Genomic DNA, 23,655 nt, shown 5'->3' on the forward strand with positions numbered 1-23,655 from the left:
GACCTGCCGGGCGGCGCGGTCCTGCCGGTGGGCGGGCGCGCCGCCCACCGGGCCGGGGAGCGCGGGGGCCGCCGTGCGGCGGGCCAGGGAGCCGCCGGGCCCGCCCGGGGGGAGGGCACGCGTGCGGGGCGGGAGGAGGCCGGACGGACCGACGCCGGGCGGCGCCCAGGCGGAACGTTCCATCGGCGTCTCCAATGTCCCCTGCATATGCTCGATGTGGCCTCAGGCGGTCGAGACTACTGACCCGGCGGCAGATCGGGGAAGGAAACAGCGGAGCAACATCGTTCTGCGGGACGGTTACCTGTCCATCTGTCCGGTAATGGGTGCGCGCCCGACCGCCGTGATCACGCCACGGGTGGCGCGATGTGATCGGTCGTCAGAGCGAGACGCCGTGTCCGCGCAGATAGGCGACCGGGTCGACGTCTGAACCGAAGCCCTCTCCCGTCCGGATCTCGAAGTGCAGGTGCGGGCCACTGGAGTTGCCCGTGGAACCGGCGCGCCCCACCTGCCGGCCCGTGGTGACGGACTGGCCCTCGGACACGGAGATGGCCGAGAGGTGCGCGTACTGGCTGTAGTGGCCGTCGGGGTGCCGGACGATGACCTCGTAGCCGAACGAGCCGGCCCAGCCCGCCGAGACGACGGTGCCGGCCGCCACCGACTTCACGGATGTGCCCGTCGGCACGGGGAAGTCGACGCCCGTGTGGTAGCCGAGGGACCAGGAGCCGCCCGAGGATCGGTACGCGGTGCCGGTGCCCGCGCTGACCGGCGCGGTGTAGGCGGGGGCCGCCTCGGCGGGCTGCTCCTCGCGCTCGCCCTGCGGCTGCTCGGCCGGCTCGGGCTCGGGCTCGGGTTCCGGCTCGGGCGCCGGCTCGGGTTCCGGTGCTTCGCGCGGTTCCTCGGCGGCCGGCTCCTCGCGCGGCTCCGCGGCCTCCCGCTCCTGCTCCTCCGTGCCGCCGTCGGCCGGTGCGCGCAGCGCGAGCCGCTGCCCCGGCAGGATGAGGTCCGGGTCGCTGCCGACGGTCCTGCGGTTGAGCTCGTAGAGCGACTGCCAGCCGCCGCGCACGTCCTTGGCGCTCGCGATGCCGGACAGGGTGTCGCCGCGGACCACCTCGTACAGGTCGCCCGCCCGCTCGCCGCGCCCGGTCGGGGTGCTCGTCCGCGTCGCGGACTCCTCGGCCGCGGGCGCCCGTTCCGCGGTGGGGGCGGGCCCTGGAGCGTCGGCGGGCGCGATGTCGGGGCGCACGCCGTCACGGGTGAGGCCGGCCTCGGCCGCGCACGCGGGCCACGCCCGCGGGCCCTGCCCGTCGAGGACTTCTTCCGCGACGGCGATCTGCTGGTCACGGGTGGCGAGGTCGGCGCGCGGCGCGTACGCGGTGCCGCCGTAGGACTCCCACGTGCTCTGCTGGAACTGGAGCCCGCCGAAGAAGCCGTTGCCCGTGTTGATGTCCCACCGGCCGCTGCTCTCGCACTCGGCGACCTCCTCCCAGGTGTCGACGGGGGCCGCCGCCGCGACGCCGGCGCCCAGCAGCGGGATGGCGAGCCCCGCGCCCGAGGCGGTGACGGTCAGCGAGGCGCGGGACACCGCACTCGGTCGGTAACGACGGTGACGTCCACGTGAGGTCATGGGCGGGTCCCCTCCCTGGCCGAGTGCTGGGACGCCCCGTCGGCCCACGTGCGGATCGGGCGCGTCGTGCGGCGGCACCACGATATGGGCGCCGGGTCGCGCGCGGCAAGGGAGCCGGGAGTCACGTGTGACGGCGGGTCAGGGATCCTTCTGCGCCGGAGCGCCCGGGGCGTCGCCCGTGCCCGCGGACACCCGGGTGCCGCCCGAGCCGGCCGCGGTCCCGTCCCGCGCGCCGGGGGCGGCGCCGTCCCGCTCCCCGGCCTCCGGCGGCTGCGCGGGCCCGGGCGCGCCGGTGGGAACAGCCGCCCCGGCGGGGACGGCCGCGCCGGCGGCCGGGGGAAGGGCGGGGGGCCGCAGCACCAGCAGGACCGCGGCGAGGATCGCGCAGGCCACGATGCCGTCCATCCAGTAGTGGTGGGCGGTGGCGACGACCGCGAGGATCGTGATCAGCGGGTGCAGCAGCCAGAGCCAGCGCAGGCGGCCCCGGGAGGACACGATCAGCGCGACGGCGATGAAGACCGCCCAGCCGACGTGCAGCGAGGGCATCGCGGCGAACTGGTTGGCCATGGAGTCCGGCTCCGGCTTGTCGTACACGGCGGGCCCGTAGACCTCGCCGGTGTCGATCATGTCGGCGGTGCCGAACAGCCGGGGCGGCGCGAGCGGGACCAGCAGGTGGAGCACGAGGGCGCCGGCGGTGAGCCAGGTGAGCACCCAGCGCACCCAGAGGTAGTGCCCCGGCCGGCGCCAGTACATCCAGATGAGGAAGACGACGATCGCGGGGAAGTGCACGGTCGCGTAGTACACGTTGATGGCGCGGATCAACGGCTCGCTGTTCAGCACCAGGTCCTGTATCCACGCCTCGCTCGGCAGTCTGAGCGCGCGCTCCAGGTCCCACACCAGCTCGGCGTTGTCGTAGGCGTCCTGGAACTGCCCGTTGGCGACCCGTCTGCCGAACTTGTACGCCATGTAGAGCGCGATGACCAGCGGCAGTTCGCGGATGAGTGGCGGCCGGGCGGCGGGCGCGGGGCGTTCCCCGGCGCGCGTGGTGAGGAGGCGCTGAAACGCGCGTGTACGTGGCATAGGCGCTGGTTCCCGGTGGCGGGGTTGGCGGACCGCGGTCATGAAGGCATGAACACCCCAGTCGTTCATGCTTCGATCTTCTGTTCCCCGCATGGAGTTTACGGTGCGCCTTCCCTGCCTCCCGCCCCGCCACACGCGCCCGTTCCGCCCCGGAGGCCGGGGGGTGTGCGCCGGGGTGGGCCCGTTCCGGCAGGCGCGCCGCCGTCGTCCGCCGGGGGCGTGTGCGGGCGGGCGTTGCCCCAGGTCACGCTGCGGTCACGGAATCATGACCACCGCTTTGTCCTCGTTGAGGGAAAAGTTCAAGCGATCCGTGCAGAACTTCTTCCCACCCCGCGGGGCCGCTGCTAGATTCCCCACCCAAGCCCGGCGCGGGCCCCGCGCCGGCGCCCGATGCCGACGGTGGCGGGAGGGACAGCGTGAGGCGCATGACGGCTCGGCCCGGGAACGCGCACCAGGCGCGGCTGCTTCGGCTGCTGCGCGACGGCGGGCCAAGCTCCCGCGCCCAGCTCGGCGACCTGATCGAGCTGTCCCGGTCCAAGCTCGCGGTCGAGATCGACCGGCTGCTGGAGACCGGCCTCGTGGTGGGGGACGGGTTCGCCGCCTCCCGCGGCGGGCGCAGGTCGCACAACGTCCGGCTCGCCCCGAACCTGCGCTTCCTCGGTGTCGACATCGGCGCGACGTCGGTCGACGTGGCCGTCACGGGACCGGAACTCGACATCCTCGGCCACCTGACGGAGCCGATGGATGTCAGGGAAGGCCCGGTCGCGGTCTTCGAGCAGGTCCTCGCCATGGCCGCGAAGCTGCGCGACGCCGGTTTCGCCGACCGCTTCGACGGGGCCGGCATCGGCGTCCCCGGACCCGTCCGCTTCCCCGACGGGGTCCCGGTGGCGCCGCCGATCATGCCCGGCTGGGACGGCTTCCCCGTGCGCGAGGCGCTCGGCCAGGAGCTGGGCTGCCCGGTCATGGTGGACAACGACGTGAACCTGATGGCCCTGGGCGAGCAGCACGCCGGCGTCGCCCACTCGGTGCAGGACTTCATCTGCGTGAAGATCGGCACCGGCATCGGCTGCGGCATCGTCGCCGGCGGCACCGTGCACCGGGGCGCCACCGGCAGCGCGGGGGACATCGGGCACATCCGGGTCGAGGCCGACGGCCGCCAGTGCCCCTGCGGCAACCGCGGCTGCCTGGAGGCGTACTTCGGCGGGGCCGCCCTCGCCAGGGACGCGGAAGCGGCGGCCAGGGACGGGCGTTCCGCCGAACTGGCGGCCCGCCTCGCCGTCACCGGCACGCTCACCGCGGCCGACGTGGCCGCCGCGGCCTCCGCGGGCGACGTCGCCTCGCTCGACCTCATCAGGCAGGGCGGCAGCCGCGCCGGGCAGGTCATCGCCGGCCTCGTCAGCTTCTTCAACCCCGCGCTCGTCGTGATCGGCGGCGGCGTCACCGGCCTCGGGCACACCCTGCTCGCCGCCATCCGCACCCAGGTCTACCGGCAGTCGCTCCCGCTGGCCACCGGCAACCTGCCCATCGTCCTCGGCGAACTCGGGCCGGTCGCCGGCGTCACCGGCGCGGCCCGACTGATCAGCGACCACCTCTTCAGCTACACCCCGACCTGACCGACCCGGGGCCGCCCCCACCGAGCAGTACGGCCCGCCCGGTGCCCGCGCGCGTCCGGCACCGCGCACCACACCCCGACGCGCCCCCACACCGCGCACAGCCGCCACACCGCACGCCACGTCCCTACCCACGCACGCCCGCGCACGCCCGCGCGCGTCCGCATCGGCATCGCCGCCGAGGAGGCCAGCCATGGAAAGCGCGCAACCGCCGCTTCTCACCCTGACCGGCATCACCAAATCGTTCCCCGGCGTCCGCGCCCTGGACGGCGTCGACCTCGACGTGAAACCCGCCGAGGTGCACTGCCTCCTGGGCCAGAACGGCGCGGGGAAGTCCACCCTCATCAAAGTGATCTCCGGCGCCCACCAACCGGACACAGGAGAAGTCGCCTGGCAGGGCGAACAGGTCCGCATCGGCTCGCCCACCGCCGCCATGCGGCTCGGGATCGCCACCATCTACCAGGAACTCGACCTGGTGGCCCACATGTCCGTCGCGGAGAACGTCCACCTGGGGCACGAGGCGTCCAGCGCCGGTTTCATCCGGAGGTCGGTCGCCCGCGCCAGGACCGCCACCCTGCTGGAGCGCCTCGGGCACCCCGAGATAGCGCCGGACCGCATCGTCGGCACCCTCTCCGCCGCCGGCCGGCAGATCGTGAGCATGGCGCGCGCCCTGTCCCACGACGCCAGGCTGATCGTCATGGACGAGCCCTCCGCCGTGCTCGACCCCGACGAGGTCGGCAACCTCTTCCGCATCGTGCGCGACCTGATCGCCGACGGCGTCGCCATCGTCTACATCTCCCACCGGCTTGAGGAGATCCGCGAGATCGGCCACCGCGTCACCGTCCTCAAGGACGGCCGCGCCGTCGCGCGCGGACTGCCCGCGGGCACCACCGCCACCCAGGACATCGTCTCGCTGATGACCGGCCGCGACATCGAGTACGCCTTCCCCGAACGGCCCGCGCCCGCCGCCGAAGAATCCGGGGCGGCCCCGCTCCTGGCGGTCGAAGGGCTCAGCAGGAAGGGCGAGTTCGAACCGCTCGACCTCCAGGTGCGCGCCGGCGAGATCGTCGGGCTCGCGGGCCTGGTCGGCTCGGGGCGCTCCGAGGTGCTGGAAACCATCTACGGCGCCCGCCGCCCCGACACCGGCCGCGTGCTGGTCGAGGGCCGCCCGCTGCGTCCCGGGAACGTCACCGCAGCCGTGCGCGCCGGGCTCGGCCTGGCCCCCGAGGAGCGCAAGGGCCAGGGGCTGTTCCTGCTGGAGTCCGTCACCCGCAACGTCTCCATCTCCTCCCTGCCCCGCTTCTCCCGCGGCGGCTGGATCGACAGGCCGGGGGAGCGTGAGGCCGCCGCCGGCTTCACCCGCGAACTCTCGCTGCGCCCCGCCGACCCCGACGTCCAGATCCGCACCCTCTCCGGCGGCAACCAGCAGAAGGCCGTGCTGGCCCGCTGGCTGCTGCGCCACTGCAAGGTCCTGCTGCTCGACGAGCCCACCCGGGGCGTGGACGTCGGCGCGCGGGCCGAGTTGTACGCCCTGATCCGCCGCCTGGCCGACGACGGCGTGGCCGTTCTGCTGGTCTCCAGTGAGATCCCGGAGGTCCTCGGCCTCGCCGACCGGGTGCTGGTGCTGCGGGAGGGCCGGGTCGTGCACACCGCCCCCGCCCGGGAGCTCGACGAGCACCGGGTCCTCGATCTCGTCATGGAAGGGAGCCCGGCGTGACCCACGGCGCCACCTCCGAACCCGCATCGCCCTCACTCGACAAGCCGCGGCCCGGCGCCCCGCCGCCCGGGCCGGCCAAGCGGCCCGCCGGACGCCTCCTGCTCGGCCGCCTCACCGACGTGCACAGCGTCTCGCTGATCGGCGTGCTCGCCGTGCTGGCCGTCATCGGCGCCGCCACCAAGCCGGACCAGTTCCTCAGCACGGACAACCTCCAGCTGATCCTGACCCAGGCGTCCGTCATCGGCGTGGTCACCGTCGGCGTCACGTTCGTCATCATCGGCGGCGGCATCGACCTGTCGGTCGGCGCCATCGTCGCCCTCGCCTCGGTGTGGTGCACGACCGTGGCCACCCAGGAGTTCGGCATGGGCGGCATGATCTTCACCGCCCTCCTCGTCGGCCTCTGCTGCGGCCTGGTCAACGGCGTGCTCATCGCCTACGGGCCGATGGTCCCGTTCGTGGCGACCCTCGCGATGCTGGCCTCCGCGCGCGGCCTCGCCCTCCACATCACCGAGGGGCGCACCCAGGTCGTCAGCGTCGAGAGCGTGCTCGACCTCGGCGGGCGCGACGCCTACGTGCTCGGGGTGCCCCCGCTCGTCATCATCTTCGCCGTGGTCACCGTGATCGGCTGGGTGCTGCTCAACCGCACCACGTTCGGCCGCCGCACCGTCGCGATCGGCGGCAACCCCGAGGCCGCCCGGCTGGCCGGGATCGCCGTCAAGCGCCAGCGCCTGATGCTCTACGCCCTGTCCGGCCTGTGCTGCGGCATCGCCGCCTTCATGCTGGTCGTGCTCAGCGGCTCGGGACAGAACACCAACGGCAACCTCTACGAGCTGAACGCCATCGCGGCGGCCATCATCGGCGGCACCCTGCTCAGCGGCGGGCGCGGCACGATCATCGGGTCGGTCCTCGGTGTGCTGGTCTTCACCACGATCACCAACCTGTTCACGCTCAACAACCTGGACAGCGCCGGCCAGCAGATCGCCCAGGGCGCGATCATCGTCGCCGCCGTTCTCCTCCAGCGGCGCTCCGCCGCACAGCACACCTGACCCGACGCCCGCTCCCGATCAATGTCGATCAATGGAAGGTCCATCCCATGAGTGCTTCACCCGCCAGGCGTTTCGCCAGTCGCAGAGGCCTGCTGTTCGGCGGCGCCGCCGCCTCCGCAGGCGTGTTCCTCGCCGGCTGCACCAGCAACGACACCGGTGACGACGAGGAGGACAGCCAGCAGGCACCGGTCGCGGAGGAGAGCGAGGGCCCGCCGGTGACCATCGGCTTCGCGGGACCGCAGGCCGACCACGGCTGGCTGAACGCGATCAACGAGAACGCGCGGTCGCGCGCCGAGACCTACGCGGACGTCACCCTGGAGATCACCGAGGGCTCCAACGACACGGCGACCCAGATCGGGCAGATCGAGACGCTGATCAACAGCCAGGTCGACGTGCTCGTGATCCTCCCGGCCGACGGCATCGCCCTGACCCAGATCGGGCTCACCGCCATGCGGGCCGGCATACCGGTGGTCAACCTCGACCGGATCTTCGACAACCCCCAGGCGTACCGCTGCTGGATCGGTGGCGACAATTACGGCATGGGTCTCAACGCCGGACACTTCATCGGGGAGCAGCTCCGCGACGTGCAGAACGCCCGCGTGGTCGAGCTGTCGGGCCCGGACAACCTGGAACTGACGGGGCAGCGCACCCAGGGCTTCGACGACGCGCTGGCCAACTACCCCAACATCGAGAAGGTCGCCCGGCAGGCCGCCGAGTTCACCGTCGAGTCGGGGCAGGAGGTCATGTCGGGGCTGCTCCAGGCCCAGCCGGAGTTCGACGCCCTGTGGAACCACGACGACGACCAGGGCGTCGGCGCCCTGCGCGCCATCGACCAGGCGGGACGCGACGAGTTCATCATGGTCGGCGGGGCGGGCGCGCGGTCCGCGATGGAGGCCATCCAGGCCGACAACTCGGTGCTGAAGGCCACCGTGCTCTACCCGCCCACCATGGCCGCCTCCGCCATCGACCTGGCCCGCGCGCTCGGCCAGTCCCGGGGCGTCGGCGGCCTCGCCGAGTTCGAGATCCCGTCCTCCATCACCCTCTACTCCGCCGTCGTCACGAGGGAGAACGTCGAGCAGTACCTGCCGACCGGCTTCAACTGACGCACCACACGAACTGACAGGGAACCAGATGCCGCATTCCACCTCCGCCCCTCCGCTCGGCGTCGGCATGGTCGGATACGCCTTCATGGGAGCCGCCCACTCGCAGGGCTGGCGCACCGTGGCCAGGGCGTTCGACCTGCCGCTCACGCCCGTGCTCGCCGCCGTGTGCGGTCGTGACCCGGCGGCCGTCTCCCAGGCGGCCGACCGGCTCGGCTGGGCCGCCGCCGAGACCGACTGGCGGGCGCTGATCGCCCGCGACGACGTGTCCCTGGTCGACATCTGCACACCCGGCGACAGCCACGCGGAAATCGCCATCGCCGCCCTTGAGGCGGGCAAGCACGTGCTGTGCGAGAAGCCGCTGGCCAACACCGTGGCCGAGGCCGAGGCCATGGCCCAGGCGGCGCGGGCCGCCGCGGAACGCGGGCAGCTCGCCATGGTCGGCTTCAACTACCGGCGCGTCCCCGCGCTGGCCCTGGCGCGCCGCCTGATCGCCGAGGGCCGCATCGGAACGCTGCGCCACGTCCGCGTCAGCTACCTCCAGGACTGGGGCGAGGACCCCGATCTCCCCCTGGTGTGGCGGCTCCAGAAGGACAAGGCGGGCTCGGGCGCGCTCGGCGACCTCGGCGCGCACATCGTCGACCTCGCGCAGTACCTCTCGGGTGAACTCCTGACCGGCGTCTCGGCGCAGACCGAGACGTTCGTGAAGGAGCGGGCCCTGCCCGGCGGGAAGGCCGGGCAGACGGGCGAGGTGACGGTGGACGACGCGGCCGTGTTCACCGGCCGGCTCGCCTCGGGCGCCCTCACCTCGTTCGAGGTCAGCCGGCTCGCCGCCGGCCGCAAGAACCAGCTGCGGATCGAGCTGAACGGGGCCGCCGGCTCCGTCGCGTTCGACCTCGAACGGCTGAACGAGCTGGAGTTCCACGACCACACCCTGCCCGCGAGCGAGGGCGGCTTCCGCCGCATCCTGGCCACCGAGGCCGACCACCCCTACCTGGAGGGCTGGTGGCCCCCGGGCCACGGGCTCGGCTACGAGCACACCTTCACCCACCAGGCCAGGGACCTGGTGCTCGCCATCGCCTCCGGCATCCAGCCGGAACCGACGTTCGACGACGGGCTCCAGGTCCAGCGGGTCCTGGCCGCCATCGAGGAGAGCGCGCAGAAGAACGCCGTCTTCACCCCCGTCCCCGCCCCCGAGTGACGAGAGGCAGGAGAGTACCCGCCATGCCACGCAAGTTCACCCTGTTCACCGGCCAGTGGGCGGACCTGCCCCTGGAGGAGGTCTGCCGGCTCGCCCGCGACTTCGGCTACGACGGCCTCGAACTCGCCTGCTGGGGAGACCACTTCGAGGTCGACCGGGCGCTGTCCGAGCCCGACTACATCGCCGGCAGGCACGCGCTGCTCGACAAGTACGGCCTTGAGTGCTTCGCCATCTCCAACCACCTGCTCGGCCAGGCGGTCTGCGACCACCCCATCGACGAGCGCCACCAGGGCATCCTGTCGCCGCGCATCTGGGGCGACGGCGACCCCGAGGGCGTCCGCACCCGGGCGGCCAAGGAGATGGCCGACACGGCGCGCGCCGCCGCCGCGTTCGGCGTCCAGACCGTCATCGGCTTCACCGGCTCCTCGATCTGGCACCTCGTCGCCATGTTCCCGCCCGTCCCGCCCGGGATGATCGAACGCGGCTACGAGGACTTCGCCGAGCGGTGGAACCCCATCCTCGACGTGTTCGACGCCGAGGGAGTGCGCTTCGCGCACGAGGTGCACCCGGGCGAGATCGCCTACGACTACTGGACCACCAAGCGCGCCCTCGAAGCCGTCGACCACCGGCCCGCGTTCGGGCTCAACTTCGACCCCAGCCACTTCGTGTGGCAGGACCTCGACCCGGTGAACTTCCTCTACGACTTCAGGGACCGCATCTACCACGTGGACTGCAAGGAGGCCCGCCGCCGCCTCGACGGCCGCAACGGCCGCCTCGGCTCCCACCTGCCCTGGGGCGACCCGCGCCGCGGCTGGGACTTCGTCTCCGCCGGGCACGGCGACGTGGCCTGGGAGGACGTCTTCCGGATGCTGCGCTCCATCGGCTACGACGGCCCGGTGTCCGTCGAGTGGGAGGACGCGGGCATGGACCGGCTCGCCGGCGCCCCCGAGGCGCTGGCCCGGCTGCGGGCCTACGACTACCCGCCGCCCACCGCGTCCTTCGACGCGGCCTTCGGCAGCGAGTGAGCACCGCCGCTCCCGGCGCCGCGCCCCGCGGGGCGCGGCGCCGGGAGCGGGCAGGTCACGCGCCGTCGAGCAGCGCGACCGCCCGTTCCACCAGCACGTCGGGCGGCGGGCCGACATCGAGCTCCGCGCCGTTCTCCTCGGCCGCGAGCGGCTCAAGCTCGGCGAACTGCGAATCCAGCAGCTCGGCCGGCATGAAGTGCCCCGAGCGCCCGCCGACGCGTTCCTGGATCAGCTCCCTGCTGCCGACCAGGTGCAGGAAGAACGTTCCCGCGGCGTCCGCGCGCAGCGTCTCCCGGTACGACCGCTTCAGCGCCGAGCAGGTCATCACCCCGCCGGTGCCCCGCCGCTCCCGCTCGCCGAGCCACGCGCGCAGCGACGCCAGCCACGGCTCGCGGTCCGCGTCGTCCAGCGGGACGCCGGACGACATCTTGGCGACATTGGCGGGCGAGTGGAAGTCGTCCGCCTCGGCGAACGGCAGGCCGAGCCGATCGGCCAGCGCCCGCGCGACGGTCGTCTTGCCCACGCCGGAGACACCCATGACAACGACGGTGCGATGAGCCATGCCCCCACTATCCGGGGCCCGTGCCCACGTCGCCAAACAGCCACCCGCCACGCCCCCGTTCGGCCGGGGCCCGCGGTCAGTCGCCCTCCCGCAGCAGCGCCCTCACCTGCCGCAGTTCGGCCTCCGACTCGCGGCCGAGCGTCCCGATCAGTTCGAGCGACCGCCGCGCCCCGCCGGGCGCGGCGTCCAGCACGCGGTCGGCCGCCTGCGCGTGCACCACCATCCCCGCCACGCGGTGCCCGGTGAGGTCGTACATCTCCCGGCAGATCTCCACGCGCTGGGCCGCCACCGCCGCGCGCTCGCGCTCGTGCCGCAGCCGGGCCAGTCCGTCGGCCCGCTCGGCCAGCTGCGCGCGGTAGCGCCGGCGGCACCTGGCCCGGTAGCCGATCGCCCAGCTCAGCGTCACGGGAACGGCCAGGGCCAGGGCGAGTTCGAGCCCCGGGCCCACGCCGCAGCCCTCCCGCACGGCGGTGAGCACCGCCGCCGCGAGCCCGCCGAACAGCGCGAGCCGCATCGCCCAGGCGTCCCCCAGGTCGGCCGCCGCCGAGACGATGGCGTACACCGCGAGTGCGACGGTGACGAGGCCGTCCGACCACACGATCTGCGCCAGGCACACCGCGAGGGCCAGCAGCAGGGTGCGCTCCGGCACCCGCCGGCGCAGCGCGACGCCCACCGAGAGGGACAGCGCGGTCACGGCCGAGACCGCCCCGGCCCAGCCGCGGAGCGCGGGGTCGGCGGCGATGTTCGCCGCCGAGAGCGCCAACAGCACGGCAGCCGCGGCGCAGTCGACGGCCAGGCACCGGTACCGGGAGAGGAACGGGCGCCGCGCGCCGGCCGCAATCATGGCCGTCAGCGTACGGCGGCCACCGCCGGTGCGAGGAGGGCCCCCCGGGGCCGCGGGCCGGGCCCTTGGGCCCGCGCTCGACGCACAGTGACCGGTTGTCACCCGCGTGGTCTAAGGTGTCGGTCAACGCGCCTGTGGAGGTTCACGTGACCCATCCCTCCCCTTCGACGACGGCCGCACGGCCCAGGACCCCGCTCGCCGGCCGCCTGTGGCCGGCCTCCTTCGGCGCCCGGCCGGCGGGGGAGCGGCTGGCGCACGTCCGGCGCTCCCCGCAGTACCGCGACGGCGTGTTCCGCAACGCCGAGCCGGTGCGCATGGTCGGGGCCCGGGAGGCGGCGGCGGTCCTGCGGGAGACGCTGCGCCCCTCGGGGCGGCGGCGCAGGACGCCGTCGGGACCGGTGCCGCTGGCCGTGCCCGAGGTCCTCACCGGCGGCCCGCCGGCGACGGGGCTGCGCGTGACCTGGCTCGGGCACGCGAGCGCGCTGGTCGAGATCGACGGCGCCCGGGTGCTGTTCGACCCGGTCTGGGGCGAGCGCTGCTCGCCGTTCTCCTTCGCCGGGCCGCGCCGCCTGCACCCGGTCCCCGCCGCGCTCTCCGAACTCGGCCCCGTGGACGCCGTGGTCATCTCGCACGACCACTACGACCACCTGGACATGCCGACGATCCGGCGGCTGGCCGGCAGCGGCACCGTCTTCGCCGTGCCGCTCGGCGTCGGCGCCCACCTGGAACGCTGGGGGGTGCCCGCCGCGCGCCTGGCCGAGCTGGACTGGCACGAGTCGGCACGGGTCGGCGACCTGACGCTGACGGCGACCCCGGGCCGGCACTTCTGCGGCCGGGGGCTGCGCGACCGCTGGCAGACCCTGTGGGCGTCCTGGGTGGTGGCCGGGCCCGAGCACCGCGTCTACCACAGCGGCGACACCGGCTACTTCCCCGGGTTCGCGGACATCGGCCGCGCGCACGGCCCGTTCGACGCCACGATGATCCAGATAGGCGCCTACAGCGAGCACTGGCCCGACATCCACATGACGCCCGAGGAGGGCATCACGGCGCACCTCGACGCCTCGGGCGGTACGTCGCACGGCGTGCTGCTGCCCATCCACTGGGGCACGTTCAACCTGGCGCCGCACCCCTGGGACGAGCCGGTCGAACGCACGCTGCGCGCGGCCGCGGGCCGCGGGGTGACGCTCGCGCTGCCGCGCCCGGGCGAGTCGTTCGAACCGGCGGCCGAGCTGCCCACCGACCCCTGGTGGCGCCCGCTGGCGGTCCGCCCCGGCGCCGACCGCCCCGCCCCCGGCCCGGCGGCGGGCGTCGGGCAGGCCGAGGGCTGAGCCGCGGCGCGCGGCGCCCGCAGGCCCGCCGCACGAGCCGTCGGCCCGGAGCGGCAGCGCGTGCGCCCGGCTCCGCTTCGCCGGACGTACTGGTTCCGCATCACCAACAACACCACCGGTGTCAGCGGCTGCATTGAGCAGAGCGTCGGCGGCCCGTCGGGCAATCCGGGGGAGTGCTGACCGTTCCGGGACAGCGGTCCGAGGGCGCCCGGTTCAGTCGGGGCGAACGGCCGTCGCCGCCGTGCCGCGGCCCGCGGGCAGCTCGCCCGGCTTCGCGTCGCGGAGCTGCTTGGCGGACCGCGCAAGCCGCGCGGCACCGATCATGGGCAGGATGAGCGAGGTCTGGGCGGCGACGAGGGTGAGCGAGAAGTTCCAGTAGAAGAGGAGCCGGACGACGAACAGGGTGAGGGGGAGCACCAGCAGGGGGGAGAGGATGAGCCTCGTGGCCTCCCGCTTCTCCTCGGGCGTCCACGACGTTGACCGCCGCAGGCGGAGGACGGCGGCGGTTCCGGTCGCCAGGGCCAGCGGAAGCCCCACCCACGTGGCGAAGTACAGCGGCACGGGCAGCAGGGCGAGCGTGAGGGTCACCGCCGTGCGGCGCCTGCTCTCGGGAGAGGTGAGGGGCGGTACCGGCTCCTCCTCCAGCGCGGCACGCACGACTTCCTGCGCGCTGCCGAGCCGGTTCAGGATGTCCCGCACCTGCGCGTCGTCTCCCCTCCCGCTCTCCGCGAGAGAGATTTCTATGTGCTCACGCAGGTCGGCGACCAGCTCCTCGCGCCGTGGCGTGGGAAGCGCCGCCGCCTCCCGCTCGACGGAGGAGAGGTAGGACCGGACGAGCGGGTTCATGGCCTGTCTCCTGGGGTGAGGAAGTGGTCGACGGCGTCACGGAACGCCGGCCAGCCGTCCGAGAACTGTTCGAGTGCGGCTCGCCCGGCGTCGGTCAGGTCGTAATATCGGCGGGACGGCCCCACACTTGACTCCCGCAGCTCGGTGTCCACGAGCCCGGAGCGGCGCAGGCGTGACAGGAGCGGGTAGATCGTGCCCTGGCTGGTGGCCATCACCGGGGTCCTGGCCAGGTGATCCACCAGCTCGACCCCGTAGCGGGGACCGTCCCGCAGCAGGGCCAGGACGCAGAACTCCAGTACCCCTTTGCGCAGTTGGCTGGTCACCTGACTTTGGGCGCTGTCTCTTGCATTGCCAGCTACCATGCAATGCATGGTAGCACTCACGGACGGACCGAGACCCGTTCTCCACCCAGTTGTCCAGCCCGGGCCCGCCTCCGAGGGGCGTTCCGCCGAGCCGTGCCTCGACATGGCCGGCATTCCCAACGCCGAGCACACGCCCAACCGCCGCGGTGTGTGCACCACGTGCGGTGCCACCGGCGTCGGGCCCCGCCGTGCGTGAGGCCCGCGCGTCCGCCTACCCCGCCCCGGCGCAGTCCTCGGCCTCGGCCAGGTACCGAGCCACAGGGCCCAGGGTCAGCATTCCGCAGGCGGCGCCGGCCACTTCCGCGCGGGCGCCGCGGAGGGCGGCTCCGGCGCGTGCGGCGACGGCGCGTTCGCCCAGCCGCGCGGCGGCCCGCGCGGTCAGGCACCACAGGGCTTCCTGCATGTGGTCAGGCGGTGGTTCCGGCACCGCGGCGAGTGCGGCACGCGCCTCGGCGGCCCGGTCCCGGGCGAGCAGCACGAGGGGGCGCGCCCACGGCAGGTAGGGACCCCAGTCCAGGTGCGGGTCGGTGGGCGCGGGCCGGTCGTGCAGCAGGCGCAGCCCCAGGAGGGCGAGCGGGAACAGGCCGCGGTGCAGCCCCGGCATGCCGGCCGTCCGCAGGGCGTCCTCGGCGGCCCGGTACTCCGCCGCGGCCGTGGCGGCGGTCGGTCCGCCGGGTTCCGTGCTGCGCGCGGCGGTGACCCGCGCCCCGAACCACCGGGTGAGGACGGGGACGAGCGGCGACTCGGCGGTGAAGGCGGTCCGTTCCGCGGCCTCCGCGTGCCCGGTCGCCGCGTCGAGGTCGCCGAGGGCCGAGGCGGACTGGAGGCGGACGAGCCGGCCGAGCACGGCGAAGGCGGGCAGCTCGTGCCGGACGGCCAGGTCGAGGATCTCGGCGCCGATCCGGTCCCGTACCGGTGCGAGTCCCGGGCGGGTGAAGGAGTGCAGGAACACCCCGTTGAGCGCGAACGCGAGCAGCGCGGGATCGCCGAGGTCCCGGGCCAGTGCCTCGGCCCGCCGCGCCGCCTGCCGCGCGCGTTCCCGCTCGGCGGGGGACAGGCCGGCGCTGCGGCTCTCGACGGCGATCGTGGCCAGGAGGCGGACGGGCAGGTCGGCGGGGGCCCCGGGGCCGAGCGCGGCGAGCGTGCGTTCCGCCGCCGCGACGACGGCTCGGGACTGCTCGGGGTCGTCGGCCCGGCTCCAGACGGCGGGCACGTCGTAGGCGCCGATGACGCGGGCGGTCAGCGCGACGTCCCCGGTGCGTTCGGCCGCGAGGACGGCGGCGAGGCGGTCGCGCCGCGAGTGGACGAGGGCGTCGCCGCCCGCGAGGGCGAGGGTGCGGGCCAGGTCGACGGTGGTGCGCGGGCCGAGCCGGACGCCGGGCCCGGCCCACCCGGTGGGCGCGCCCGCCGGGGGGAGGGTCTCGTTGAGGATGTCCGTCTCCAGCCGCCGGAGGCCGGCCCCGGGGTCGAGCCCGAGCTGGTCGGCGAGCATCCTGCGGGCGCGGCGGAGCGCGGCCAGCGCGTCGGCCCTGCGGCCCGCGTGGTGGAGCGCGCGGGCGAGCAGCCCCCAGGCGGGTTCGCGCCAGGGGTGCTCCGCGGTGTGGGCGCGCAGCTCGGGGACGAGGCCGGCGCCCTCGCCCGCGTCGAGGAGGATGCGGGCGCGCAGTTCCACCCCTTCGAGGCGCGCCTCCTCAAGCCGCGTCCGTTCGCGGCGCGCCCAGAGGGCGTCGGGCACATCGGAGTAGGCGGGCCCGCGCCAGGCCGCGAGCGCCGCGCCGAGCTGGTCCGCCGCGCCCGGGTCGCGCCGGGCGCGCGCCAGGGCGTCCTCGAAGCGGTGCACGTCCACGTCCTCGCGCGGCAGGCGCAGCGCGTAGCCGGGACCCTCCGTCACGAGGACGCGCGGCGGGCTGCGGGGCGGCCGGTCGGGTTCGAGTGCCCGGCGCAGCGCGGCGACGAACGTGCGCAACGCGCCCACGGCGCGCGCCGGCGGCGCCGTCCACAGGTCGTCGACCAGGGTGTCGGTGGTGACCAGCCGCCCCTCGGCGGCGACGAGGCGGGCCAGTACCTCGCGGTGCCTCGGCCCGCCCAGCGGGACCGGGCTACCGTCGGGGCGGAAGGCCCGCACGGCGCCGAGCACGTCGATTCGCATGCCTCCATCCTCCGTGCCGCGAGGCCACTGGACCGCACCGTACTGATCGGCTGCTGATCGCCCTCGCCGACGCTGAACCCGTTCAGTCATCCGACGCGAGGAAGGGCCCTTCCATGACCCCCACCATTCCCGGCTTCGACCATGTCCGCCTGCCCGGCGCGGACGGCGTGGAGCTGGCCGCCGCCATCGGCGGCAGCGGCAGCCCGGTCGTGCTGCTGCACGGCTTTCCGCAGACGCACCTGATGTGGCGGCACGTCGCGGGCCGGCTCGCCGCCGAGCACACGGTGATCTGCCCCGACCTGCGCGGCTACGGAGCCAGCGACAAGCCGGCGGCCACAGGACCCGGCGTGTACGCCAAGCGCGCGATGGCCGCCGACATCGTGGCCCTGGCGGCGGCGCTCGGCCACGAGCGCTTCGCACTCGTCGGCCACGACCGGGGCGCCCTGGTCGCCTTCAGGGCGGGTCTCGACCACCCGGAGACGATCACGCATCTGGGCGTCCTGGACGTCGTGCCGACGCTCGACATGTGGAACGTCCTGCACGGTGTTCCCGCGGCGGTCGGCTACCACCTCTTCCTCATGGCGCAGCCCCCGGGCCTGCCGGAGACGATGATCGCCAACAGCGCGGACGCGTTCTTCGGCTCGTTCCTCGACGCCTGGGCCGACGACGCGACCGCCATGCCCGACGAGGTGCGCGCGGCGTACCTGCGCGCGAGCGCGGCGGCCGTGCCGTCGATCGTCGCCGACTACCGGGCCTCCGCGGGCATCGACGTCGCGCACGACCAGGCGGACCTCGACGCCGGCTCGCGCCTGGCCATGCCCGTGGCGGTCGTCCAGCAGGACTGGGGCGCGCGACTCGGCTACGACGCCGCGGGGGTGTGGCGGCCGTGGGCGCCGGACCTGGACCACAGGCTGACCCGGGCGGGGCACTTCATGGCGGAGGAGGCACCCGGCGAGATCGTCGGGGTGATCCGGGACCTGCTGGCCCGCTGACCTCCCCCAGGACCGCGCCCGGCGGGGGAGGCCCCGGGCGGCAGGGCGCCCCGGAACGCCCGCGGGCGTTCCGGGGCCGCGGCGGACGCGGGCCGCCGCGGGCTCTGAGGCCTCAGACGTCCTCGCCCTCCGCGCGCAGCGGGTCGTGGCCCAGGCTCATCAGCTGGTGCCGCCACGCCGGTTCCGGGACGGTGGCGCGCGGGCCCGCGGCCCGTTCGTTGCGCACCATCTCCACGACGTCGTACATCAGGCCGATGTCGTCCCGCGTGAGGTCCGTCTGCCGCTTCCTGAGGATCGCGAGGACGCCGCGGCCCTGTTCCGGGCCCGACTCCTCGGGCGGCTCCTCCGTTTCCTCGCCGGCGCTGCTGGTGCGCAGCCACGCGGCCAGCTCCTGGGAGGTCATGTTGACGACGGAGTGGAACTGCGCCCACAACGCGTCCAGTTCGAGGGCGTCGGAGTCGGTCATCGTGGGTCTCCCTGGTGGGGATGGGATGGTTCCTTCGCGTCACGGGGCGAGGGCGCTCACGCCCCCGCGCGGGCCCGCACGTCCCGCGCCAGCCCTTTGTCGAGCGCGACCCTGACCAGCCCGGCGGTCAGCCGCGGCACGTCACCGCCGCCGACGAGCCCGCCCAGCGTCCTGGGGGAACGGGGCAGGCCGACCCGCTCGGCGCCGGCCCTGGCCTTGCCGTCGATGTAGGGGGCGTACTCGGGCCACACGGCCTGCGCCTCGCGCAGGAAGATGTCGGCGCCCAGGGGGCCGATGCCGGGGAACTCCCGGAGCCGGCGCGCCGCGTCGGGGCCGCGCAGCCGCCGCAGGTCGCCCCCGTAGCGGTCGAGGGCCAGCCGCGCGCCGTCGCCGAGCTGGGTGGCCGTCCGCTCGTCGTACCTGCGGTAGCCGCCCGCGCCGAGCGCGTCCACGCGCTGCTGCCAGGTGGCCTCGCACATGCGCCGCGCGTCGCGCAGGCCCGCTTCCGACAGCGCCCGCGCGGCGGCGACGGCGACGTCCGCCCGGATCCGGGCGGACAGCAGGTGGGAGAGGACCAGCAGCCGGTAGAGCGGGCCCGGGGTGTTCCGCAGCCGGATGCCGGCCTGTTCCGCGTACGTCTGCCCGCAGCGGTCCAGCAGGACCCGGGCGGTCTTCTCGGTCTGCTTGCTCATGCGGATGCACCCGCCTTCCCGTGCGCCCGGTTCAGTCGGTCTCGGGGCGCTGCTCCTCGAAGCCGCCGCGTTCCGACTCCGGGCCGAGACCGCGCTCGGTGCGCGGTCCCCGGGACTGCCAGTGGGGGTCGCGCTGCAACTCCTCGTTGGCGCGTGCCCCGGCGTGCCGGTCGGGGACGCCGTGGTTCTCGGCGTCCTTGCGCAGGTGTGCGCGGTGAATGTCGTACTTCTTGCTGCCCGGTTCAGGCATCCTTATCACCTCGCGCCGCCGGGTTCCCCACCGGCCCCGGGCGAAACGTCCCCGGCAGGGGTCCGCGGTGCGGTGGCCGCCGCACGGGCGGCCACCGCACCGCAAAGGCGTCAGCCGTCCTGGCCGGCGGGCAGGGTGACGGTCACCGACGAGGCGCCGTCCGCGACGCCCACCGGGTCGCCGTACCCGCCGGGGCCCGCCACGACGACCTGCCACGGGCCCTGGGCCCCGGTGGCCTCGACGGTCACCACGTCACCGCGCCGGGTGGTGCGGAAGACCGCGGCCTGCCCGCCGTCGGAGGCCGGTACGCGGGTGACGGTCTCCGCGCCCTCGGCCGGGGCGTGCACCCGCAGGGTCACCCCGTGCGCCCACGCGTACGCCGGCCGGTCGTCCTCGGCGCCGAACGGGATCACCGAGCCGGGGCGGGCGAGCAGCGGCAGGCTGTCGAACCCGAACCGCTCGCGGCGCCAGCCCGGGCCCCGCACCTGCTCGCCGGACAGCAGGTGGGTCCAGGTGCCCTCGGGCACGTAGTACTCGGCGACGCCGTCCTCGGACAGGACGGGGGCCACGAGGATGTCGTCGCCCAGCATGTACTGGCGGTCGAGACCGTGGGCCGCCGGGTCGTCGGGGAAGTCCAGGACCATGGCGCGCATCACGGGGGTGCCGTGCTCACGGGCCTGTTCCGCGGCCCGGAACAGGTAGGGCATGAGGCGGTGCTTGAGCCGGGTGAAGTCGCGGGTGACCTCGACGGCCTCGTCGTCGTAGTCCCACGGCACGCGGTAGGAGTTGCTGCCGTGCAGCCTGCTGTGGGACGACAGCAGCCCGAACTGCACCCACCGCTTGAACACCGCGGGCGTCGGGGTGCCCTCGAAGCCGCCGATGTCGTGGCTCCAGAAGCCGAAGCCGGACAGGCCCAGGGAGAGGCCGCCGCGCAACGACTCGGCCATCGCCTCGAACGTCGACTCGCAGTCGCCGCCCCAGTGCACGGGGAACTGCTGCCCGCCCGCGGTCGCGGAACGGGCGAAGAGGACCGCCTCGCCCTCGCCGCGCTCCTCGGTGAGCACATCGAACACCGTCTGGTTGTACAGCTGCGTGTAGTAGTTGTGCATGCGCTCCGGGTCGGAGCCGTCGTGCCACACGACGTCGGTGGGCACCCGCTCGCCGAAGTCGGTCTTGAAGCAGTCCACGCCCTGGCGGGTCAGCTCGCGCAGCTTGCCGGCGAACCAGGCGCGGGCGCCCGGGTTGGTGAAGTCGACCAGCGCCATGCCGGCCTGCCACAGGTCCCACTGCCACACGTCGCCGTTGGCCTTGCGCACCAGGTAGCCCTGCTCCCTGGCCTCGGCGAACAGCGGCGACTTCTGCCCGATGTAGGGGTTGATCCAGACCGATATCCGCAGGTCCTGGTCCTTCAGCCGGGTCAGCATGCCCTCGGGGTCGGGGAAGACCGCCGGGTCCCAGGTGAAGTCGCACCACTGGTACTCGCGCATCCAGAAGCAGTCGAAGTGGAAGACGCTGAGCGGGATGTCGCGTTCAGCCATGCCGCGGACGAAGCGGTTGACCGTGGCCTCGTCGTAGTCCGTGGTGAACGACGTCGACAGCCACAGGCCGAACGACCACGCCGGCGGCAGCGCGGGCCGCCCGGTGAGGGCCGTGTAGCGGTCGAGGATCTCCTTGGGCGTGGGGCCGTGGATGACCAGGTACTCGACGGACTGGCCCTCGACGCTGAACTGCACCTGGCCGACGGCCTCCGAGGCGATCTCGAAGGACACGGCGCCCGGGTGGTTCACGAACACGCCGTAGCCGCGGTTGGTCAGGTAGAACGGGACGTTCTTGTACGCCTGTTCGCTGGCCGTACCGCCGTCGGCCTGCCAGATGTCCACGACCTGGCCGTTCTTGACGAACGGGGTGAACCGCTCGCCCAGCCCGTACACCAGCTCGCCCACGCCGAGGGACAGCTGCCCGAGGGTGAAGTGCCGCCCCTCGCCGTCCGTGACGAAGCCGTTGCCGCGCTTGCCCGCGGAGGTGAGGGTCCTGCCCTCGGCGGCGAAGTCCATCCGCCAGGGTTCCGCGGTGTCCACGCGCAGCGTGAGCGCGCCGCTGCTCAGCTCGGCGACGGTGCCGTCGAGCCTGGTCTTGGCGGTGTGCCCCGGCTCCTCGCGCAGCGCGAAGCCGGGGCCGCGCTCCTCCCCGCCCGCGTGGTGCGTGGTCCGCACGCCGATGACGCCCTCGGCCGGGGAGAAGCACTCCACGGTCAGCAGGGCGCTGTTGAGCGTGTGGCCGCGGCGTTCGACGGGCCGCACCGCCGCGTGGAAGGTGAGGCGGTCGTCGGACACCTGTGTGTCGGCGACCTGCTTCGCGAAGGACGCGGTGACGCCGTCGCGCATCAGCCAGTAGCCGTCGGTGAACTTCACAGTTACTCCAGATTTCCCTGCGCCGCGCGGACGGTGCAGTCGCGTGCGGTCGCGGGTCGGTGGGGGCGGGGGTGCCGGCCCGGTGGGCCGGGCGGCCTGTGGGCCGTTACGCGTGGGCCTGCCGGTGGTCGGTGAGCAGGTCCCGGTACCAGCGGTAGCTGTCCTTGGGCAGGCGCTGGAGCGTGTCGTAGTCGACGCGGACGATGCCGAACCGCTTCGCGTAGCCGAACGCCCACTCGAAGTTGTCCATCAGGGACCACACGTAGTAGCCCCGGACGTCGACCCCGGCCTCGATGGCGTCGGCCAGCGCGTGCAGGTGGTCGCGCAGGTAGTCGACCCGGTCGGCGTCGTGGACCTGGCCGTCCTCGGCGACCGTGTCGTCCTCGGCCGAGCCGTTCTCCGTGATGACCACGGGCGGCAGCTCCGGATAGCGGCGCTTCAGGTCGACCAGCAGGTCGGTGAACGTATGCGGCACGACGGGCCAGCCCATCGTGGTGTGCCGCACGTCCTCCCGCCAGGTCTCGCGCACGCGGATGTCCACCGCGGTCCGCGCCGCGGGGTCCTCCTCCTGGTACGGCGCGGCGGCCACGGTGATGGGGCGGTAGTAGTTGATGCCGACGAAGTCCAGCGGCGCGCCGATCAGCTCCAGGTCGCCCTCCTCGCGGTAGGAGCCGTCCGCCATCCCGCCCCAGGTGTCCGCCTCGTCCCGCGGGTAGTGGCCCGCGAACAGCGGGTCGAGCCACACGTCGTTGTGCAGGGTCTCCGCACGCCGCACCGCCGCCAGGTCGGCGGGGGACTGCGTGGCGGGCAGCAGCCGGTCCGGGTTGAGCGTGATGCCGACGTCCGTGGCGCCCGCCTCCCGCAGCACCCGCACCGCGAGCCCGTGGCCGACCAGCAGGTGGTGCGCGGCGGCCAGCGCGCCGCGGCCCTCGCGGGCCCCGGGCGCGTGCCGGCCGATGGCGTAGCCGACGAACGCCGAGCAGAACGGCTCGTTGAGCGTGATCCAGCGCGGCACCCGGTCGCCGAGCCGGTCCACGACCAGCCGGGTGTACTCGGCGAACCGCTCGGCCGTCTCCCGCACCCGCCAGCCGCCGCGGTCCTCAAGGGCCTGCGGCAGGTCCCAGTGGTACAGGGTGGCGGCCGGGGCGATGCCGTTGGCCAGCAGCTCGTCCACCAGGCGGTCGTAGAAGTCGAGCCCCTCGGCGTTCGCCTTGCCGCTGCCCTGGGGCTGGACGCGCGGCCACGCGATGGAGAACCGGTAGCTGTCCACGCCGAGGTCGCGCAGCAGCCCCACGTCCTCCTGGTAGCGGTGGTAGTGGTCGCACGCGACGTCCCCCGTCGCGCCGTCGGCCACCCGGCCGGGCTCGCGGCAGTAGGTGTCCCAGATCGACGGGCCCCGGCCGCCCTCGTCGAAGGCGCCCTCGATCTGGTAGCTGGCAGTGGCGGCGCCGAAGAAGAAGCCGCGCGGGAACCGGGGGAAGCCGGTCGTTTCGGTGGCAGTCATATGTGGTGCCTGTGCCTTACTTGATGGACCCGCCGGCGATTCCGGCGGCGATGTACTTCTGGGCGACGACCAGCAGGATCGCCGCGGGGATCGCGGAGAGCACCGCGGTGGCCATCACCGCGCCCCAGTCACTGACATGCGCGCCGATGAACTGATAAATGCCGAGAGTGACCGGCTTCACATCATCTGTGGTGTTCAGCGTCAGCGCGAAGATGAAGTCCGCCCACGCGAAGAGGAAGGCGAACAGCCCCGAGGTGATCAGCGCGTTCCGGCTCATCGGCAGGACGATCCGGACGAACGCCGTGAACCGGTTGGCGCCGTCGACCATCGCCGCCTCCACGACCTCCGTGGGGATCGACACCATGAACGCCCGCAGCAGCACGATCGCGAACGGCAGGCCGAGCGAGGCGTCGGCGAGGATCAGCCCGATGTAGGAGTTGACCAGGTTCAGCTCCGCGTACGCGCTGTACAGGGCGTTCGCGATCACGATGCCCGGCACCATCTGCGTGATCAGCGTGCCGAACACGATCGCCCGGCCGCCCTTCAGGCCGAACTGCGCAAGCCCGTAGGCGGCCGGCGCGGCGAGTGTCAGGCACACGATCACCGCGCCGATCGAAACGATCAGACTGGTGACCAGCGAGCCGCCCTGGGTGTCCAGCGCGTTGCTGAAGTTGTCGAAGCTCGGCGCCGACGGGATCAGATCGGTCGAGGCGATGCTGGTGTGCGGCTGGAGCGCCGTGCTGATCATCCAGTACACAGGGAACAGCATCACGGCGAGGATCAGCAGCGCCGCCGCGGTGTTCCACGCGCCGCGCGCGCGGGAGCGGCCTTCCGTGCGGTTCATCT

21 protein-coding genes are annotated in these 23,655 nt (G+C 73.9%); 8 read left to right on the top strand and 13 right to left on the bottom strand.

Annotated features, from left to right (window positions below; translation table 11 throughout):
* Positions 1 to 376: 376 nt before the first annotated feature.
* Both LC193_RS27170 and LC193_RS27175 read right to left on the bottom strand, forming a co-directional pair.
* Positions 377 to 1,624 carry a transglycosylase family protein gene (locus LC193_RS27170; protein WP_226078012.1) on the bottom strand — a complete coding sequence of 416 codons (1,248 nt, stop codon included), beginning with the start codon at positions 1,622 to 1,624 and terminating at the stop codon, positions 377 to 379.
* Between the two features lie 138 nt (positions 1,625 to 1,762).
* Positions 1,763 to 2,704: a phosphatase PAP2 family protein gene (locus LC193_RS27175; RefSeq protein WP_226078013.1), complete on the bottom strand. Its 942-nt coding sequence runs from the start codon at positions 2,702 to 2,704 to the stop codon at positions 1,763 to 1,765.
* Positions 2,705 to 3,129: 425 nt separating this feature from the next.
* Here LC193_RS27175 and LC193_RS27180 point away from each other — a divergent pair, with 425 nt between their 5' ends.
* From LC193_RS27180 to LC193_RS27205, 6 genes are all read left to right on the top strand, one after another.
* The gene (locus LC193_RS27180) at positions 3,130 to 4,317 is read left to right on the top strand and encodes an ROK family transcriptional regulator (protein ID WP_226078014.1); all 1,188 of its coding nucleotides are present in this window, start codon (positions 3,130 to 3,132) and stop codon (positions 4,315 to 4,317) included.
* A 190-nt stretch (positions 4,318 to 4,507) separates the two neighbouring features.
* Positions 4,508 to 6,031 (top strand): sugar ABC transporter ATP-binding protein, encoded by a 1,524-nt coding sequence (locus LC193_RS27185; protein WP_226078015.1) that lies wholly within the window; start codon positions 4,508 to 4,510, stop codon positions 6,029 to 6,031.
* Positions 6,028 to 7,077 (top strand): ABC transporter permease, encoded by a 1,050-nt coding sequence (locus LC193_RS27190; RefSeq protein WP_226078016.1) that lies wholly within the window; start codon positions 6,028 to 6,030, stop codon positions 7,075 to 7,077. The genes LC193_RS27185 and LC193_RS27190 overlap by 4 nt, the downstream gene beginning before the upstream one ends.
* 47 nt (positions 7,078 to 7,124) lie before the next feature.
* A complete protein-coding gene (locus tag LC193_RS27195) occupies positions 7,125 to 8,180 on the top strand; it encodes a substrate-binding domain-containing protein (protein WP_226078017.1) in 1,056 nt (351 codons plus the stop codon).
* Between the two features lie 28 nt (positions 8,181 to 8,208).
* Positions 8,209 to 9,378 (top strand): Gfo/Idh/MocA family protein, encoded by a 1,170-nt coding sequence (locus LC193_RS27200; protein WP_226078018.1) that lies wholly within the window; start codon positions 8,209 to 8,211, stop codon positions 9,376 to 9,378.
* 23 nt (positions 9,379 to 9,401) lie between these two features.
* A complete protein-coding gene (locus tag LC193_RS27205; protein ID WP_226078019.1) occupies positions 9,402 to 10,403 on the top strand; it encodes a sugar phosphate isomerase/epimerase family protein in 1,002 nt (333 codons plus the stop codon).
* A gap of 55 nt (positions 10,404 to 10,458) precedes the next feature.
* Here LC193_RS27205 and LC193_RS27210 read toward each other — a convergent pair whose 3' ends face one another.
* Positions 10,459 to 10,965, bottom strand: coding sequence for a gluconokinase (locus LC193_RS27210; RefSeq protein WP_226078020.1), 507 nt, complete (start codon positions 10,963 to 10,965; stop codon positions 10,459 to 10,461).
* Positions 10,966 to 11,041: 76 nt separating this feature from the next.
* A complete protein-coding gene (locus tag LC193_RS27215; RefSeq protein WP_226078021.1) occupies positions 11,042 to 11,809 on the bottom strand; it encodes a DUF7134 domain-containing protein in 768 nt (255 codons plus the stop codon).
* Positions 11,810 to 11,955: 146 nt separating this feature from the next.
* On the opposite strand from LC193_RS27215, the gene LC193_RS27220 reads away from it, so the two are divergent.
* On the top strand, positions 11,956 to 13,137 hold the full coding sequence (locus LC193_RS27220; RefSeq protein WP_226078022.1) for an MBL fold metallo-hydrolase: 1,182 nt from the start codon (positions 11,956 to 11,958) through the stop codon (positions 13,135 to 13,137).
* Between the two features lie 213 nt (positions 13,138 to 13,350).
* Here LC193_RS27220 and LC193_RS27225 read toward each other — a convergent pair whose 3' ends face one another.
* The 3 genes from LC193_RS27225 to LC193_RS27235 all read right to left on the bottom strand — a co-directional run bounded on the left by LC193_RS27225 (position 13,351) and on the right by LC193_RS27235 (position 16,494).
* Positions 13,351 to 13,983: an HAAS signaling domain-containing protein gene (locus tag LC193_RS27225; protein WP_226078023.1), complete on the bottom strand. Its 633-nt coding sequence runs from the start codon at positions 13,981 to 13,983 to the stop codon at positions 13,351 to 13,353.
* Positions 13,980 to 14,345 (bottom strand): PadR family transcriptional regulator, encoded by a 366-nt coding sequence (locus LC193_RS27230; protein WP_226078024.1) that lies wholly within the window; start codon positions 14,343 to 14,345, stop codon positions 13,980 to 13,982. The genes LC193_RS27225 and LC193_RS27230 overlap by 4 nt, the downstream gene beginning before the upstream one ends.
* Before the next feature lie 211 nt (positions 14,346 to 14,556).
* On the bottom strand, positions 14,557 to 16,494 hold the full coding sequence (locus tag LC193_RS27235; RefSeq protein WP_226078025.1) for a BTAD domain-containing putative transcriptional regulator: 1,938 nt from the start codon (positions 16,492 to 16,494) through the stop codon (positions 14,557 to 14,559).
* 113 nt (positions 16,495 to 16,607) lie between these two features.
* Between LC193_RS27235 and LC193_RS27240 the strand changes: the two genes are divergently transcribed.
* A complete protein-coding gene (locus tag LC193_RS27240) occupies positions 16,608 to 17,486 on the top strand; it encodes an alpha/beta fold hydrolase (RefSeq protein ID WP_226078026.1) in 879 nt (292 codons plus the stop codon).
* A 112-nt stretch (positions 17,487 to 17,598) separates the two neighbouring features.
* Here LC193_RS27240 and LC193_RS27245 read toward each other — a convergent pair whose 3' ends face one another.
* The 6 genes from LC193_RS27245 to LC193_RS27270 form a co-directional block, all read right to left on the bottom strand.
* Positions 17,599 to 17,952: a DUF3140 domain-containing protein gene (locus LC193_RS27245; RefSeq protein ID WP_226078027.1), complete on the bottom strand. Its 354-nt coding sequence runs from the start codon at positions 17,950 to 17,952 to the stop codon at positions 17,599 to 17,601.
* 56 nt (positions 17,953 to 18,008) lie between these two features.
* On the bottom strand, positions 18,009 to 18,644 hold the full coding sequence (locus LC193_RS27250) for an endonuclease (protein ID WP_226078028.1): 636 nt from the start codon (positions 18,642 to 18,644) through the stop codon (positions 18,009 to 18,011).
* Positions 18,645 to 18,675: 31 nt separating this feature from the next.
* On the bottom strand, positions 18,676 to 18,894 hold the full coding sequence (locus LC193_RS27255; protein ID WP_176582844.1) for a hypothetical protein: 219 nt from the start codon (positions 18,892 to 18,894) through the stop codon (positions 18,676 to 18,678).
* A gap of 110 nt (positions 18,895 to 19,004) precedes the next feature.
* Positions 19,005 to 21,305, bottom strand: coding sequence for an alpha-xylosidase (gene yicI / locus LC193_RS27260; protein WP_226078029.1), 2,301 nt, complete (start codon positions 21,303 to 21,305; stop codon positions 19,005 to 19,007).
* Positions 21,306 to 21,411: 106 nt separating this feature from the next.
* Entirely contained in the window at positions 21,412 to 22,809 is a 1,398-nt protein-coding gene (locus LC193_RS27265) for a GH1 family beta-glucosidase (RefSeq protein WP_226078030.1), read from the bottom strand.
* A gap of 16 nt (positions 22,810 to 22,825) precedes the next feature.
* Positions 22,826 to 23,653, bottom strand: a complete 828-nt coding sequence (locus LC193_RS27270) for a carbohydrate ABC transporter permease (protein ID WP_226078031.1) — start codon at positions 23,651 to 23,653, stop codon at positions 22,826 to 22,828.
* Between the last annotated feature and the right edge of the window lie 2 nt (positions 23,654 to 23,655).

The sequence above is a fragment of the Streptomyces marincola genome (genome assembly GCF_020410765.1).
Classification (GTDB): Bacteria; Actinomycetota; Actinomycetes; order Streptomycetales; family Streptomycetaceae; genus Streptomyces; species Streptomyces marincola.